The following is a 15393-nucleotide window of genomic DNA, read 5'->3' as shown; positions in this document are numbered from 1 at the left end:
GGCGGAAGGTTCTCTTCCGCCGGCCGCTCCGTCGTCTTACGGGTCAGTGCCGTTCACGCAGGAAGGAGAGCAGCGTCTCCTGCTGGCCGGGATCGGCCCGGAAGGCGTCCAGGTGGGATCCGTGCTCCGTGACCGTCAGCCGGGCGTCCGGGAGGAGCCCGGCCAGCCACCGCGACCCGTCCGGATGGGCGGTGGTGTCGTCGGCACTGGTCACGATCAGGGTCGGCCGGGTCACCGCGGCGGCGGTCTCCCGGGAGTCCCAGTGCATGGTCGATCCGGTCAACCTGGCGTATCGGTAGAAGAGTTCACCAGTCGCGTAGGGCCGGACCACCAGTGGGCCGAGGCCCGGCGGAATGCCGGTCATCGGCCCACTGACGATCCGGTCGCGGAGCCAGCCGGCCGTCTCCCTGGACTCGCCCGCCAGGTCCAGCAACGAACGGAGGTTGGTCTGGTGCTCGGTCTTCGCGGCCTCCGGCCCCAGCTCCAGGTCGGCGTGCCAGAGACTCAACGAACGGCAGAGATCGGGGCGCCGGCGTGCCAGCAGCAGTGCCGGGACGGCGCCCCCGCACATGCCCATGAGGTGGAAGGGGCCGAGATCCAGTGCATCGGCCACCGCGAGGAGGTCGTCGGCCTGTTCCGGGACTCCCGGCCGGTACCGGTCGAAGCCGGTCGGGTCGTCGGTCAACGGCTCGCTGGTGCCCCGGGTCTGCGGCACGACGCAGCGGTACCCGGTGCCCAGGGCCCGCAGCCAGGGCAGCGCGAGTCGGTGGCTCATGCCGCAGGCCGGTGAGATCAGGACTCCGGGTGCGTCCTCCGGGCCCGTCTCGACGACCTCGAGTCGGGCCCCGTCCGGGCGGGTGATGTGGTGTACCCGAAGGCCTTCGTCGTCCCGGTCGCGGATCTCGCGGGCCTGGCGGGCCGCCTCCTCGGGGGCGAGTGCGGCCAGGGCGGGCGCCTGCTGGGCCCGCCGGATCCCGGCGGCCAGCGCCAGCAGCGCATGGTCGTCGTCCGGTCCGTCGAAGGTGAGCGCGACGCCGAGTCCCCGGCAGACGGCGTTCACCAGTTCGGGGGCCCGGTCGCAGGTGCCGGCCGACAGCGCGAAGGGGCCCGTCTGACGGATGAGTCCCTCCAGCTGGCGGACCGCCGCGACCAGGTCCGCCAGAGCTTCCGTGGTCGCGGCGTCGGCCGGGGACGCCACTGATGTCCTGGTCGTCATCGTCAGTGCGCGCGGAACGGGTGGCCGGTTGTGGTCTGTGTAGCGATCCGGTTGTGTTCGTACCGGTTCTCGCCGCTGACCACCACCGCGCCGTAGCGCTCCAGACTGACCTTGCCGCCGTACTCCTCGACCACGTCGGTGTCGGGGTAGACGTGCACGGAGGTCGGCACGTACCGGCCGGCGAAGCCGAGGCGCATGTCCTCGGTTTTGCCGGAGTGCGGGTAGGAGGCGTGCATCAGGGTGGACCAGAACATCACCGCCTCACCCGGGCGCAGGACGATCGGCACGGCCTGGGACTCGTCCGGTACGAATTCCGGATCGATCTGCAGCTCGCGGTAGTCGTAGCCGAAGAAGCCGCGGCGCACGCCGCCCTCCTTGCGGTTCCGGTTGATGCTGTCCGGCCGGTACGTCATGACCTTGGCCTCGTCGTAGTTCATCGAGGTGTACGAGCCCGGGATGAACTGCAGGCAGCCGTTGTCCATGGTGGCCTCGGTGAAGGCGGTCCAGACCGTCAGGGTGCCACCGAAGTCGCTGTCCTGCGGCCAGAGGATCTGCGGCTTGCCGGAGGCGTTGGCGAAGGTGTCGGCCTGGTGCCAGTCGGTGCCCTCGTCGCCGGGGTACTTGGGGAAGAACTCGCTGCGCCAGCAGAGCACGTCCGGGCCGAGCACGCTGGCCACCCGGTCGGTGATGCGCCGGTCGGTGATGAGGTCGGCCAGGAAGTCGTTGTCCAGGTGCCGGTCGTAGTTGGAGATGTTGGTGTTGCCCGAGACCGCCCACTCCTCCGTGTAGACGGCGTTGCTGCGGTCCATCAGGGCCAGGCGCTCGGTCCGCCAGGCACGCTCCATCTCCTCTTCCTCAAGCACCTTGAAGGTGAGGAAGCCCTGGCGGCGGAAGGTTTCGCGACTGGCCTCGTCGAGGGCGAATCCGGTCTGGATGGCGTCTGTCATGACAGTGTCAGCTCGTTTCTCTGGGTAAGGGGTCAACGGGCGGCGCGGATGAGACTGCGGGCTGTGACGGAACCGTCCAGTGCGCGCAGGTCGACGTCGAGGCCGAGTTCGTTCTTCAGCTTGGAGAGGATGAGGACGACGGACAGCGAGGTGCCGCCGAAATCCATGACCTCGTCGTCGGGGGTGAGACCGGGTTTGCCGAGAGCGGTGCGGACGATGGCGAGGACCTGCTCCGGAAGGGCCTCCGTAATGCCCTCGGCCGCGGGCTCAGTCTGCTGGGTGCTCATGAATCACTCCTGTGGTCGTTGTCGCGGTCGGGCTCGGGAGCCTCGGGGAACGGGAGAGCGGTCGGGTCGGGGCGGCCGTCCGGGCCGAGCGGGATGCGGGGCACCAGCACCAGCTGCTCCGGGACCAGGTCCCGGGGCAGCCGGGCGACCAGGTGCTGGCGCACCGCGGCCGGGTCGAGCACGGCGTGCGGCGCGGAGACCCAGGCGGCGGGCACGGCAGGCCGGCGGGCGCCGCCGGCCGGGCCGGTGACCGCGTCGGCGACCACCGCGTCGGCGACCCCGGGAAGGTCCAGCAGGGCCGCGACGGTCTCCAGCACGTCCGGGCCGTCGGCCGGCTCGGCGAACTCCAGCAGGCCGTCCGGCCGCAGCCGCACCCGCCGGCTCCCGGCACCCTCCGGCGAATGCAGAAGCGCCAATTCCCCGACGGCGGCCGGCGTCCCGGCCGAGGTGCGGACCGGGGCGAGGCCGGGCGCGCCGATCGGTACCCGCAGCGGGGCCGAAGCGGGAGTCCAGTGCGGCGGCACCTCGTACACCGCCGTCGGCCGCAAGCCGGCTGCCCGGTGCACCGCCACCACCCGGCAGCCGGGGGCGAGGCTCCTGGCCCGCACCACGTCATGGGCGGTCAGAGAGCCATCGTTGACCAGGAAGACCTGCCGCAGCAACGGCAGTACCGCGCCGGGGGCGTGACCGGTGACGGCCCGCAGCAGCGGGGCGCCCACCTCAAGGGCGGTCACCGCCGAGCCGCGCAGCAGGCCGAGCAGGGCCTCCGGCGCTTCACCCGGCGGCACCTCGGGCAGCACCAGGGTGGCGCCTGCGGCGTCCGCGGCGGCACGCCAGCCCTCCACCGAGCCGGCCAGCGGAGCGAACCTGTCTCCGGCCGAGAGGCCCGGGAAGTCGACCGGAACCTCCGGACCGGCCGGCGTCCCCTCGTGCACAGGCAGCGCCCGGACGGCTTGCTCCGGGGCGGCCGCGGCGGCGGTGAGCACCGCGCCGAGCTGCCCGAGCAGGGACGTCAGGGCTGCGGCCTCGTAGCGCTCCGCGTGGTAGTGCAGTTCCAGGCGGTAGCCGTCCGCGTGAGGATGGACGTCCAAGCTCAGGTCGAACTTGCTGGGCTGTGCCGGGTGGGCCGGGGTCTCGACCGTGATGCCGGGGAGCCGCCACTGCGCGTCGGCGCTCTCGATCATGTTCAGCATGACCTGGAACACCGGGGTGCGGGACGGGTCGCGGACCGGCTCGAGCGCGCTGACCAGGGCTTCGAACGGTGTGTCGGCGTGGCTGCCGTAGCCTTGCAGCGCGGTCCGCCGGACCCGGTCCAGCAATTCCCCGAACGACGGGTTCCCGCCGAGGCCGATCCGTAGCGGGAGGGTGTTGACGAACAGTCCGACCAGGGCATCCGCCCCGGCGGTGGCCCGGGTGTTCACCGGCACGCCCACGACCAGATCGTCCTGGCCCGACCAGCGGCCGAGCACGGTCGCGTAGGCCGCGAGCAGAGCCATGAACGGGGAGACGTCGTGGGCCCGGCAGAGCTGCCGCAGGGCGTCCGTGGCGACCGGGCCCAGCTCGGCCGCCACCCGCCCGCCGGCCGCACTCCGGGCCGGCCGCCGTCGACGCGCGGTGGGCAGCGTGAGGGCGGCCGGAGCGCCCGCCAGCTCGGCCTGCCAGTAGTCGAGTCGTGAGGTCAGCCGGTCACCGCTCAGCTCATTGCGCTGCCAGGAGGCGAAGTCCAGGTACTGGAAGGGCAGTTCCGGCAGCCCGGCACGCTCCGGATCGCCACCGGCCCGGTACAGGGCCGACAGTTCGCGCAGGACCAGCCCGACCGAACGTGCGTCGGAGACGATGTGGTGGATGGTCATGCTCAGCAGATGGCGCTGTTCGTCGACACGCACCAGCAGACAGTCGAAGAGCGGCCCCGCCGCGAGGTCGAAGACCGTCTCCGCCTGGGTGTCCGCCAGACGCTCCGCCTGCTCCGAGCCGGCACCGTCGGCGGTACGGACGGTCAGCCGCCAGGACGGATCGGGCGCGGACACCACCGGCTGCGGCATGCCGCCGTCCGCGGGGAAAGTGGTCCGCAGCGCCTCGTGCCGGCCGATCACCGCCCGGATGCTGCGCTCCAGGACCGGCACGTCCAGCGGCCCGTTGAACCACTGGCGGCCGTGCACGTTGTAGGCGGTGCCGCCCTTGACCATGCTCTCCAGCCAGACTCGCTGCTGGTCGAAGGAGAGCACCGAGGGGGCCTGCGGCTGCCGGGCCGGCACTGTGCCGGGCCCGGAGCCGGTGTCGCTGCCGGGCGGGGGTGCGGCCGGCAGCGCGGCGGCCAGGTCGGCCAGCCGGGAGTACTCGAACACCAACCGCAGCGGCAGCGCGCCACCGGCCCGTGGCCGCAGCCTACTGAGCACCTCCCCGGCCAGCAGCGAGTCGCCGCCGAGGTCGAAGAAGTCGTCGTCGCGGCACACCTCGTCCACTTCCAGGACCTCCCGCCACACCTCGGCGATCAGTTCCTCGTCGGCCCCGCGCGGTGGCTCCCCGCTGAGCCCGACGGGCGCGGCCGGAGCGGGCAGTGCCAGCCGGTCCACCTTGCCGTTGGGGGTCTGCGGCAGCGCGTCTAGGAGCATCAGGCTGCTCGGCACCATGACCACCGGCAGGGTCTTGCGCAGGTACGCCCTGACATCGTCGAGATCGGGGGCGGTGCCCTGGCGGGCGGTCAGATAGCCGGTCAAGCGGTCGTCCTGGAGCGACACCACGGCCTCGTGGACGTCCGGGTGTCGCTGCAGGGTGCTCTCGATCTCGCCGAGCTCGATGCGCTGGCCGCGCACCTTGACCTGGAAGTCGCGCCGCCCGAGGTAGAGCAGCGCGCCGTCGGCGCGGTATCGGACCAGGTCACCCGTGCGGTACATCCGCTCGCCCGGAGTCGGCGCGTACGGGTCCGGGACGTAGCGGCTCGCGGTCAGGGCGGCCTGGTTGACGTAGCCGCGCGAGACGCCCCGGCCGGCCAGGTACAGTTCGCCGACCGCGCCGACCGGCACCCGCCGCATCGCCTCGTCCAGTACCAGGCCGCGGCCGTGGGGAAGCAGGACGCCGATGGCCGGAGGCTGCTCCTGCGGCTGCAGTACGGCGTAGGTCGAGTAGGTGGTGTCCTCGGTAGGGCCGTAGAGGTTGACGACGGCCCGGACGTGCCCCGTGTCGTACAGGTCGTCGACCAGCGTGCCGGTCACCGCCTCGCCGCCGAGCCCGACCACCTCGGTGCTGCGCGGCAGCGCGCCCGCCGCGATCAGTGCCCGTGCCGCGGACGGAACCGAGCAGACCATTGTCACGTCCACCGGATCGGCCAGCAGCGACAGCGCGTTGTCGACCACTACGGCGGTGCCGCCCGTGCACAGCGGTCCGAAGAACTCGAAGACCGAGACGTCGAAGCAGATCGAGGTGGAGGCGAGCACCCGGGACATCTGCTCGGCGGTGAACGTCCGCCGGCCCCACAGCACCATCGGGATGGCGTTGCGGTGGGTGACCAGCACGCCCTTGGGGCGGCCGGTGGAGCCCGAGGTGTAGAGGACGTAAGCCAGCTGGTCCGGCAGGATCGGCGCGCGGTCGAGCGGGGTGCCGGGCAGGCGGTCGAGCTCGGTCAGTTCGGCGCCGGTAACCACTGTCCTGGCCCCGCTGTCGCTGAGCATGTACCCGGTCCGGTCGGCAGGGTAGGCCGGATCGAGGGGCAGGTAGGCGCCGCCCGCCTTGAGGATGCCGAGCATCGCCACGGCCAGGTCCACCGACCGGCCGAGGCGGATGCCGACGATGTCGCCGTCCGCGACCCCCCGCTCCACCAGCAGCCGGGCGAGCTGGTTGGAGCGTTCGTCGAGCCGGCGGTAGGTCAGTGACCGCTGGGCGTCCTCGATCGCGACGGCGCCCGGGGTGCGCGCGGCCTGCGCGGAGAACAGGGCCACCAGGCTGGTGTCCGGGTCGTCGGTGTCCGGGCCGCGGCCCCAGCGTTCGAGGAGGGCGCGGTCCTCCTCGGCCAGCAGGTCGAGCCGGTCCAGCGGGCGGTCCGGCTCGGCGATCGCCCGGGCCAGCAGGACCGGGAGCCGGGCGGCCGTCCTGGCCGCGGTGGCCTGGCCGAACAGCTCGGTGCTGTAGTCCCAGGTGCCCCAGAGGCCCTCGGGCTGACGCCACAGATGCAGGTCCACGTCGTACCGCAGCGCGGGGCGTCCGGTCGCAACCGGACGCAGCGCGGCGCCGTTGAGCCGCAGTGGCCCCCACTCGCCCTGGAAGGAGAGGCTGGCCCGGACGAGCGAGCCGTCCAGGTGGCGTCCGGGGGCGAGTGCGGCAACCAGGTCCTCGAACGGCACTCCGCGGTGCGCGAAGGCGTCGAGGCATGTCGCACGCACCCGGCGCAGCAGCTCCCGGAAGGTCGGGCGGCCGGACGGGTCCGCGCGCAGCAGCAGCAGATCGGAGAGCAGGCCCACCACCTGGTGCTCGCCGGGCCGGGAGCGGCCCGCCTCGGGAGAGCCGACCGCGAAGTCGGACTGGCCGCTGTGCTCGCCGATCAGCCATTGGAAGGCGGCCAGCACCACCATGAACAGGGTTGCGTTCTCCGCCCGGCCCAGCTCCTCGGCCGACGCCACCAATTCGGCCGGCACGGTCACCTCGACCGAGTCCGCGCCGAAGCCGGGCCGGGCCGGCCGGGCCCGGTCGGTCGGCAAATCCAGCTCCGGCAGGTCGGCCAGCCGGTGCTGCCAGTGGGCCAGCACGCCGTCCGGGGCCGGGGCCGGCGCGGGCACCGGGACCACGCCGGTGAGCCCCTCGCGGTAGGCGGTGTCGAGGTCGGCGAGCAGCAACTGCATGGAGGCGCCGTCACAGATCAGGTGATGTGCGGTGAACAGGAGCAGACGCTGCTCGTCGCCGATGCGGATGACGTCGACCCTGGCCAGCGGGGCCTGTTCGAGGTCGAATGGCTCCGCGGCCAGCCGCCCGGCCAGCTCCAGCGCCTCCTGCTCGCGCTTGGCGGATGGCAGGTGCCTCAGGTCCGACCACCGGGCGGTGAGGGCGGCAGATCCGTCGACCGTCCGCACCGTGCTGCCATCGGCCTGCCGGAACTCACTGCGCAGGTTGGGGTGCCGGTTCACCAGGTCGGCCAGGGCACGATCGAACCGCGCCTCGTCGAGCGGCCCGGTGTGCCGGGCGGCGAAGCGCACGTTGAAGACCGGGGTACCCGGATGGAGCCGCTCGAAGACCGTGATGCCGCGCTGGGCCTTGGTCAGCGGAGCCGGCGCGTCCGGGGCCTGCGGGGCCCGGGGGACGGCGGCCCGCCAGCTGTGCACGAGGTTACGCCCGATATCGAGGTCCATCACTGTGCTCCCGCACCTTCGTAGAGGTTGTGCACGCGCCTGCGCACCAGGTCCGTGCCGTGTCCGGCGGACCTCCAGCCCGCCAGGAGGGTGTCGGACACCTGCCGGGGGGTGGCAGAGGTCAGCAGGGTCTCCAGAGGGACGTCCAGGCCGAGGGCGTGCTCCAGCACGGCGGCCGCCTCGGCCGCCCGCAGCGAGTCGACTCCCAGGGCGGCCAGCTCGTCCTCGGGACGGCAGGAGTCCAGCTCGCCGGTGCCGGCCAGCACCCCGCACACCAGCGCGGTCAGGTCGCAGACGGTGGCGTCGGCCTGCTCCGCGTGGCCGGCGGCCGGCGACTCGGCCGTCGGGAGGCCCACGGTCACGGCCCGGTCGAAGGCACCCGCCAGGAACGCCTCACGGGCCGCCGAACGGCGCACCTTGCCGCTGGAGGTGCGTGGCAGCGAGCGCGGCCTGACCAGGGCCACGACATCGAGCCGTAGTCCGGTCCGGGCCAGCACGGCGGCCCGGGCCTCAGCCGCGAGGTCCTCGCCGGGGGTGCCCTGCACCTCCAGCAGGAGCACGGGGACGCTTGCGGCCGCGGTCTCCACCAGGAAGGCGGCGGCCGTCCGGCCGGTCCGGCCGACGGCGTCCAGCGCCGCGGCCTCCACGTCCACCGCGTGGTGGTTCACTCCGCGGTGCACCAGCACGTCCTTGGCCCGGCCGGTGACGTACAGTTCGCCGCTCCGGAGCAGGCCGAGATCGCCGGTGCGCAGGTGGCGCACGCCGTCGAGCTCCGCGTACGCCTCCCCGTCCCCGTGCCCGAGATAGCCGGCGGCGATATGGGGACCCGCTATCCAGATCTCGCCCTCGGTACCGTCCGGCACCGGGGCCAGGTCCTCCCGGCCGACGACGGTGACCTGCTGGCCCGGCACCGGACGGCCGCAGCTGACCGGGGCGTCCGGTGCGCCGGCCGTCGGGTCCCAGTGGCCGGCGCTGACCATCAGGGTCGCCTCCGCCAGGCCGTAGCAGGGCAGGAAGGCCTCGGACCGGAACCCGGCCGGGGCGAATTTCCGGGCGAACTCGGTCAGGGTGCGGCGCCGGATCGTTTCGGCCCCGCTGAAGGCCACCCGCCAGGTGGACAGGTCCAGACCCTCCAGCGCATCGTCCCGGCTGGCCCGCCGGACGCACAGGTCGTACCCGAAGTCGGGGCCGCCGGTGTGAGTGGCGCCGGTCTCGCCGATCTGCCGCAGCCACCAGAGGGGGGCCTTGAGGAAGTCGCCGGGCTGCAGAATACGCATCGGGATCCCCGCCGCCACCGGCGTCAGCAGGCCGCCGACCAGCCCCATGTCGTGGTACGGCGGCAGCCAGGTCAGCGCCCGGGACTCCGGGTCGAGGCCGAAGCCGTCCGCGATGGCCCTGGTGTTGGCCGCCAGGTTCTCGTGACTGACCAGCACGCCGCGCGGCCGTCCGGTGCTTCCCGAGGTGTACTGGACGACCGCGACATCCTGGCCGGAGACGGGATACGGTGCGGTGCCGTCCGCCTCCGGCCCCGGCACCCGCAGCACCGTCGGCACGGCCAGGTCGGCGTGCTCGCCGGCCGCCACCGCGACCGCGGGACGGGCGTCGGCGATGATCCCGGCGAGCCGGCTGCGGTCGGGGATGGAGGTGTGGTCCGGGGGAAAGGCCGGAATGACCGGCCGCCCGGCGAGGAATCCCGAGAAGACCGCCACGGGGTATTCCAGGCCGGCCGGGAGCGCGATCAGTACCGGGCCGTCCCCGCTGACGGATATTCGACGGGCGAGTGCGCCGGCTCGGGCCGCCAGTTGCGCATACGTCAGCGTGCTGACAAGGCCGGAAGTGGCAATGCTTTCGTATGCGATGGCATCCGGGGTCCTTTCGGCCCGGGCCAGCATGCTGTGAGACAGGGCCTGAACGTCCATGCTTGACAACCTAGCCAGCCCTCCCGTGCGCCGGATGTCCCCTAAAGCGGGGAGCGATAGCCCAGTCGTCAGACTCCGAGACGCTGCTTGACCTCGGCGAAGAAGGGAATGTGCCGGTAGTCGCGCATTTCGGTGTCATAGTCGGTGTAGTCGTTGGTGAATGCCAGCAGATCGCGGCGGACCTCCTCGACAGGGGCCCGGTGGATGCGGGCCTCAATGTCCTGGATCTCGCCGAGGAAGCGTTCGAGCACGGCGGGCAGGCCCGGGTCCAGGACGATCCGCCCCTCGTGCAGACGGATACCGCCGTGCTGGAGCAGGTAGTTGAACAGCAACTGGGAGGCGATTGCGTCGTAGTTCGGCCGCGGGATGCCCTCCACCGCGTAGCGCAGCAGCCGCTCGGCCAGGATGTACTCGTACGCCAGCAGGGCCGGCCCGGACGGCAAGCGGTCGTCCTGCAGGCAGGCCAGCATGCTGGAGACGTCGACCCGCAACTCCTCCAGCCCGGCCAGCGGCTTGGCCTTCTTCGCCGGAAGGAAGTCGGGTACGGGCATGTCGCCCTGCCGGTGGTGGTACTCGTGCAGCCGCACCCACCACGACGACGCCTGCTCGACCACCTCGGCGGGGGCACCTCGCAGGGTGGGGAAGGCTCCCGGCTCCATGACCTCGTCGATCAGGCGCCGGGTGATCCTCTCGTGCCGCTCCACGAACTTGTCGATGAAGTAGAAGATCAGGTCGTCCGGGCGCTGAATCCCGTCGAGGTGGTTCTCCGGGAAGAGCGCGACCACCACCCGCGAGCCGAACCCCTCGGTCCGGCCGCTGATGGTGACCGGCATGGTGGGGCTGGCGTAGCGCTCCGCCAGGTGCGGATCCGACGGCAGGGTCCGGTAGGTCAGGTAGTCCAGGCTGAGCCGTGGGAAGTACGAGGCGTCGAAGAGCGAGAACAGGTGATTGTCCCGGCGCCCGTTGATGTGCGCCTTGACCGCCTCCATCCGCTTGCCGGGCTCGAAGCCCCTCAGGTCCTCCAGCAGTGCCTGCACGGCCGGCAGCCGGCGGACCGCCGGGGAGATCTCCAGCCGGCGGGTCAGTTCCTTCAGGGTCGATTCGTCCCGGAGCAGGGAGCGCTCCGGGAGGTCCTGCCGTATCCGGTTGATCCGGCCGAAGATCTGTTCCATCTCGTCCATAGCGTTCCCTCAACACTTCTGCGGGGCCGCACGATCCTGGCGGCCCTCGGTCATCTAAGGTCAAGCCGGGACGGACACCTGAACAGCCGTCAGCCGGTCCGTGTGTCCAGTGTCTGAGCCGGTGCCGTGACCGGCCCGCAGCATCGCCGCCCGGGTGAGCTCCGCCTTGTTTCCGGCGCCAAGCTTGGCGCGGATCCGCTTCACGTAGGTGTCCACGGTGTGCGAGCTGATGCCCAGCCGGGTGGCGACCTGGCTGTGTGTCATACCGAGCGAGATGTGCCGCAGGACCTGCTCCTCCCGACCGGAGAGCTTGAGGTCCCTGGGTCCGCCCGGAGCGCTTTCCCGCGCGGCGCGGGCGACCGGCTCCGGTCGGCGGCCCGGACCTCCGATCACCGACCGGATGGCGCCGGCTATCCGCTCGGCGGGCTCCCGCCGGGCGACCACCGTCACCGCGCCGGCGGACAGGTACGCTTCGGCCTCCTCCGGCATCTGCTGGTTGACCACCAGCACGGTGGCGTTCTGCGCCATCGCGGAGACGTGCCGCGGGCCGTCACCGGGCAGCGCCTCCGCGTCGACCACCAGGGCGTCGGCCAGCCAGAACGGTTCCTCTTCCAGCGAGCTGCGGGTGGCGACCACCTGTATTCCGGAGTTCCTCAGGCTCTGGGCCAGACCGACCAGGTAGACCGGTGAGTTCGTGAGAATGTCAATCCGAATCATTTAAGCCCTCCGGGGGTGCGGTTATGGCAGCGGCAAGTTCTACCAGCATTTCCTTCCTGTCAGAACTCCCGGTGTTGGACACTTGCCGGCCGCCGCCAGGGGGTGCCCCCGATTCCCGGGACGCGACGGACAGGAGTACGCCCCCCTAGCTTCACGGTGGATCTCTGTCGGCCCGGTAATTGGAGCTTGCGTTGATGGGAACGAGCGTTTCGAGCATTGAAAAATCGGCCTCGGCAATGCCAGTGCCGGCTTATGACCCATTCGATTACGCCATTCATGAGGACCCCTACCCCACGTACGCGTGGATGCGCGACAACGCGCCGCTCTACCGGAACGAGGAGCGCGACTTCTGGGCCGTCTCGCGGTACGCCGACGTCAAGGGCGTCCTGCGCAACGCCGCGCTGTACTCCAACCGCAACGGCATCTCCCTGGAGCCCGAACTCTGGGGCCCGGAGGCGGTCAAGACCAGCCTCTTCCTCGCCATGGACCCGCCCGAACACGGTGCGCACCGCGGTCTGGTCGGCTCGATGTTCACCCCGGCCCGGGTGGTTGGCCTGGAGCAGCGGATTCGAGAGCTGGCCCGGGAACGCCTGGAGCCCCTGCGAGACCTGGAGCGCTTCGACTTCGCCGCCGACTACGCCGCCGCGGTGCCCAACGACGTGCTCTGCGACATGCTCGGGGTGCCGGCCGACGAGTGGGACCAGATCCGGGCCGACACCGACCAGCTGAACCAACGCGCGGACGGCTCCGACGAGCGCGGCCCCAACGCGGTCGCTGCGGCCCTGCGCCTGGCCGACTACTTCGTCGACCTCGTCAAGCACATGCGCCGCCACCCCGGCGACAACGTCACCACCCGGATGATCGAGGCCGAGGTCAATGGCACGAAGCATTCGGATGCCGAGATCGTCGCCTTCCTCTTCCTGATGATCAGCGCGGGCAACGAGTCGACCGGCAAGACCCTGGGCAACGCCTGGTACCACGGCCACTTGCTGCCGGACGTACAGCGGCAGGGCCTGAACGGCCGGGCCGACGAGTGGGTCAAGGAGACCCTGCGGTACGACTCGGCGAGCCAGATGACCGCCCGCACCCTGACCAGGGACCTGGTACTGCACGGCGTCGAATTGCGGGCCGGGGCCCGGATCGCCGCGCTGCCCGCCTCCGCCAACCGCGACCGCAGCGTCTTCGCGGACCCGGACCGCTTCGACCTCGACCGCGACACCAGCCAGCTGATCAGCTACGGGCGCGGCCCGCACCACTGCCTGGGCTCCGCCCTGGCCAATCTGGAGATGCGGATCGCCCTGGAGGAGATCGGCACCGTCGTCGACGGCTACGAGATCGACCTGCGGCACTCCCGCCGGGTCCATTCCCCGCATCAGCGCGGCTTCGCGGCCCTGCCCTGCACCGTGCACCACCGCGCCTGACCGGCGACCGCCGTTCCCCGAGACCAGTTCCCCGACGCTCCGTCCTACCTGCCTGGAGGCCAGTGGTGACCATCGACTTCGACATCTTTCCGACCCGGGAGACGGCGCCGGCGGACCAGCGGGACGCGATCCTCGCCGACCCCGGGTTCGGCGCCCACTTCACCGACCACATGGTCACCATGCGCTGGTCGGAGGAGGCGGGTTGGCACGATGCGCGTCTGGAGGCGTACGGCTCCTTCACGCTGGACCCGGCCACCTCCGTCTTCCACTACGGCCAAGAGCTCTTCGAGGGGATGAAGGCGTATCGGCAGGACAGCGGGGCGACCGTGCTGTTCCGGCCGGAGGTGAACGCGGCCAGGTTCAATTCCTCGGCCCGCCGGATGGCGATGCCGGAGATCCCGGAGGATGTATTCGTCCGGGCCATCGAACTGCTCGTCTCCGAAGACCGCGACTGGGTGCCCACCACCCCGGGCACCAGCCTCTACCTGCGCCCGTTCATGATCGCCACCCAGCGGGGGCTGGGCTTCTCAAAGCCGTCGACCGACTACCTGTTCTGCGTGATCGCCTCGCCCGCCGCCGCGTACTTCGGCGGCGGGGAGAAGCCGCGGGCGCTGACCGTCTGGCTCAGCGAGCACTACTCGCGGGCGGCCCCGGGCGGTACCGGCTTCGTCAAGGTCGGGGGCAACTACGGGGGTGCGCTCGCGGCCTCCCGGGAGGCCCTGGAGAAGGGCTGCGACCAAGTGGTCTGGCTGGACGCGGTGGAGCACACCTGGGTGGAGGAGATGGGCGGTATGAACCTCTTCTTCGTACACACCCCGCCGGGAGGCTGTCCGCGGATCATGACTCCGGAGCTGACGGGCACCCTGCTGCCCGGCGTCACCCGGGACTCCCTGCTCAAGCTGGCGCCCACCCTGGGCATCGAGGCGGGTGAGGGCCGGATCTCCACCGCCGAGTGGCGCGAGCAGTGCGCGGCCGGTGAGCTGACCGAGGCGTTCGCCTGCGGCACGGCGGCGGTGATGGCCCCCGTCGGCCGCGTGCGGGGCGTTTCGGGGGGCTGGACCATGGGGGACGGCGAGCCCGGCCCCGTCACCATGCGGCTGCGTGAGGAACTGCTGGGCATCCAGTACGGGCGCCTGCCCGACCCGTTCGGCTGGATCCGCAAGGTCTGCTGAGCACCGCGCAGGACGGAACGGCGAAGGGCCCCTCCACTCGGAGGGGCCCTTCGCCGTTCGCGTTCCGCTCAGGACGCGGTGGCGAGCCGCAGCTCGGCCAGCCGGTGCAGAGAGTCGGCGACTTCGGCGTGCGGCACCCCGAAGTCGATCAGGCATGCGACCTCGTCGACGCCGACGGCCTCCAGCGCGCGCACCGTCCGGACCCCGTCCTCGACGGTGCCGAACAGCCCGCTGCCGGTGAAGTAGCGGTCGAAGGCGTGGGCGAGAAGGAACTCCTTGTCCCGCTCCGGCAGCCGGTCGACGTCCAGCCCGGGCGGCAGCAGACCGGAGGCGGCCTTGACGATCAGATCGACGGAGCTGCGCAGATAGTCGGTGAGCGGCTTGCGCACCTGCTCGCGCACTCGGTCCCGGTCGTCCCCGACCAGGGTATGCAGCATGAGAGCGACGTGCCCGGGTGCGTCGTTGCCGTGGTGCTCGGCCAGCTCCTGCCGGTACAGCGCGACGTTCTCCGCCAGTTCGGCCACGTCCTGGCCGAGCAGATGGGTGAGGACGCCCGCGCCGAGCCGGCCCGCGGTGCGGAAGGTGTCGGGGGAGCCGGCGCTGGTGATCCAGACCGGGAGCCTGGGCTGTACCGGTGCCGGGAAGACCCGTACTGCCCGCTTCTCACCGTTTCCGTCGGCGAAGTCGACCTGTTCGCCGCCCCAGAGCCGGCGGACCGCGTCGACGGTGTCCACCAGCGCCCCCTTGCGGTCGGCGTAGTTCTCCGGCCGCAGTACGAAGTCCCGGGCGTGCCAGCCCGAGGCGAAGGAGACCCCGACCCGGCCACCGGAGAGGTTGTCGACCACCGACCACTCTTCGGCGATCCGGGCCGGATGGTGCAGCGGGGCGACCACGCTGCCCGCGCGGATTCCGATCCTGCTGGTCACCGCGGCGATCGCGGCCCCGGTGACCGCTGGATTGGGGTAGAGCCCGCCGAACGAGTGGAAGTGGCGTTCGGGCGTCCACACCGCGGTGAAGCCGTGCTCGTCGGCGAACCGGGCGGCGTCGAGCAGCAGTCGGTAGTTCCCCGTCTCGCCGGGGCGGCCACCGGAGTCGGCGAAGAAGAAGAGGCTGAAGTCCATCATTGCCGTCCTTGGTCGGTCGGGCCGGAAGGCGGCGCCCCCGGTGCCCGGCCCGGACCGGGCCGGGCACCGGGGG

General features: G+C 71.7%; 10 protein-coding genes. 2 read left to right on the top strand and 8 right to left on the bottom strand.

Going from position 1 to position 15393, the window contains the following annotated elements:
• Positions 1 to 43: 43 nt before the first annotated feature.
• The 7 genes from ACN6LM_RS34825 to ACN6LM_RS34795 all read right to left on the bottom strand — a co-directional run bounded on the left by ACN6LM_RS34825 (position 44) and on the right by ACN6LM_RS34795 (position 11603).
• Positions 44 to 1198 carry an alpha/beta fold hydrolase gene (locus ACN6LM_RS34825; RefSeq protein ID WP_445069386.1) on the bottom strand — a complete coding sequence of 385 codons (1155 nt, stop codon included), beginning with the start codon at positions 1196 to 1198 and terminating at the stop codon, positions 44 to 46.
• Between the two features lie 20 nt (positions 1199 to 1218).
• On the bottom strand, positions 1219 to 2163 hold the full coding sequence (locus ACN6LM_RS34820; protein ID WP_445069385.1) for a chlorinating enzyme: 945 nt from the start codon (positions 2161 to 2163) through the stop codon (positions 1219 to 1221).
• Positions 2164 to 2195: 32 nt separating this feature from the next.
• Positions 2196 to 2450 (bottom strand): acyl carrier protein, encoded by a 255-nt coding sequence (locus ACN6LM_RS34815; RefSeq protein ID WP_445069384.1) that lies wholly within the window; start codon positions 2448 to 2450, stop codon positions 2196 to 2198.
• Complete coding sequence (locus ACN6LM_RS34810; protein ID WP_445069382.1) at positions 2447 to 7786, bottom strand: amino acid adenylation domain-containing protein; 5340 nt, start codon at positions 7784 to 7786, stop codon at positions 2447 to 2449. Before ACN6LM_RS34810 ends, ACN6LM_RS34815 begins: the two co-directional genes overlap by 4 nt.
• Complete coding sequence (locus ACN6LM_RS34805; protein ID WP_445069381.1) at positions 7786 to 9705, bottom strand: non-ribosomal peptide synthetase; 1920 nt, start codon at positions 9703 to 9705, stop codon at positions 7786 to 7788. The genes ACN6LM_RS34810 and ACN6LM_RS34805 overlap by 1 nt, the downstream gene beginning before the upstream one ends.
• A gap of 68 nt (positions 9706 to 9773) precedes the next feature.
• Positions 9774 to 10886: a DUF6421 family protein gene (locus ACN6LM_RS34800; RefSeq protein ID WP_445069380.1), complete on the bottom strand. Its 1113-nt coding sequence runs from the start codon at positions 10884 to 10886 to the stop codon at positions 9774 to 9776.
• A gap of 60 nt (positions 10887 to 10946) precedes the next feature.
• Positions 10947 to 11603, bottom strand: a complete 657-nt coding sequence (locus ACN6LM_RS34795) for a response regulator transcription factor (protein WP_445069379.1) — start codon at positions 11601 to 11603, stop codon at positions 10947 to 10949.
• A gap of 305 nt (positions 11604 to 11908) precedes the next feature.
• On the opposite strand from ACN6LM_RS34795, the gene ACN6LM_RS34790 reads away from it, so the two are divergent.
• Positions 11909 to 13024: a cytochrome P450 gene (locus ACN6LM_RS34790; protein ID WP_445069378.1), complete on the top strand. Its 1116-nt coding sequence runs from the start codon at positions 11909 to 11911 to the stop codon at positions 13022 to 13024.
• A gap of 62 nt (positions 13025 to 13086) precedes the next feature.
• Entirely contained in the window at positions 13087 to 14196 is a 1110-nt protein-coding gene (locus ACN6LM_RS34785) for a branched-chain amino acid aminotransferase (protein WP_445069377.1), read from the top strand.
• Between the two features lie 68 nt (positions 14197 to 14264).
• Here the strand turns inward: ACN6LM_RS34785 and ACN6LM_RS34780 are convergent, their stop codons facing one another.
• Positions 14265 to 15320, bottom strand: a complete 1056-nt coding sequence (locus tag ACN6LM_RS34780) for an LLM class flavin-dependent oxidoreductase (RefSeq protein WP_445069376.1) — start codon at positions 15318 to 15320, stop codon at positions 14265 to 14267.
• Positions 15321 to 15393 lie beyond the last annotated feature (73 nt).

It is taken from the genome of Streptomyces sp. SAS_281 (assembly GCF_052542855.1).
The sequence above is the reverse complement of the archived record's forward strand: the minus strand, read 5'-3'. Positions and strand labels throughout refer to the sequence as shown.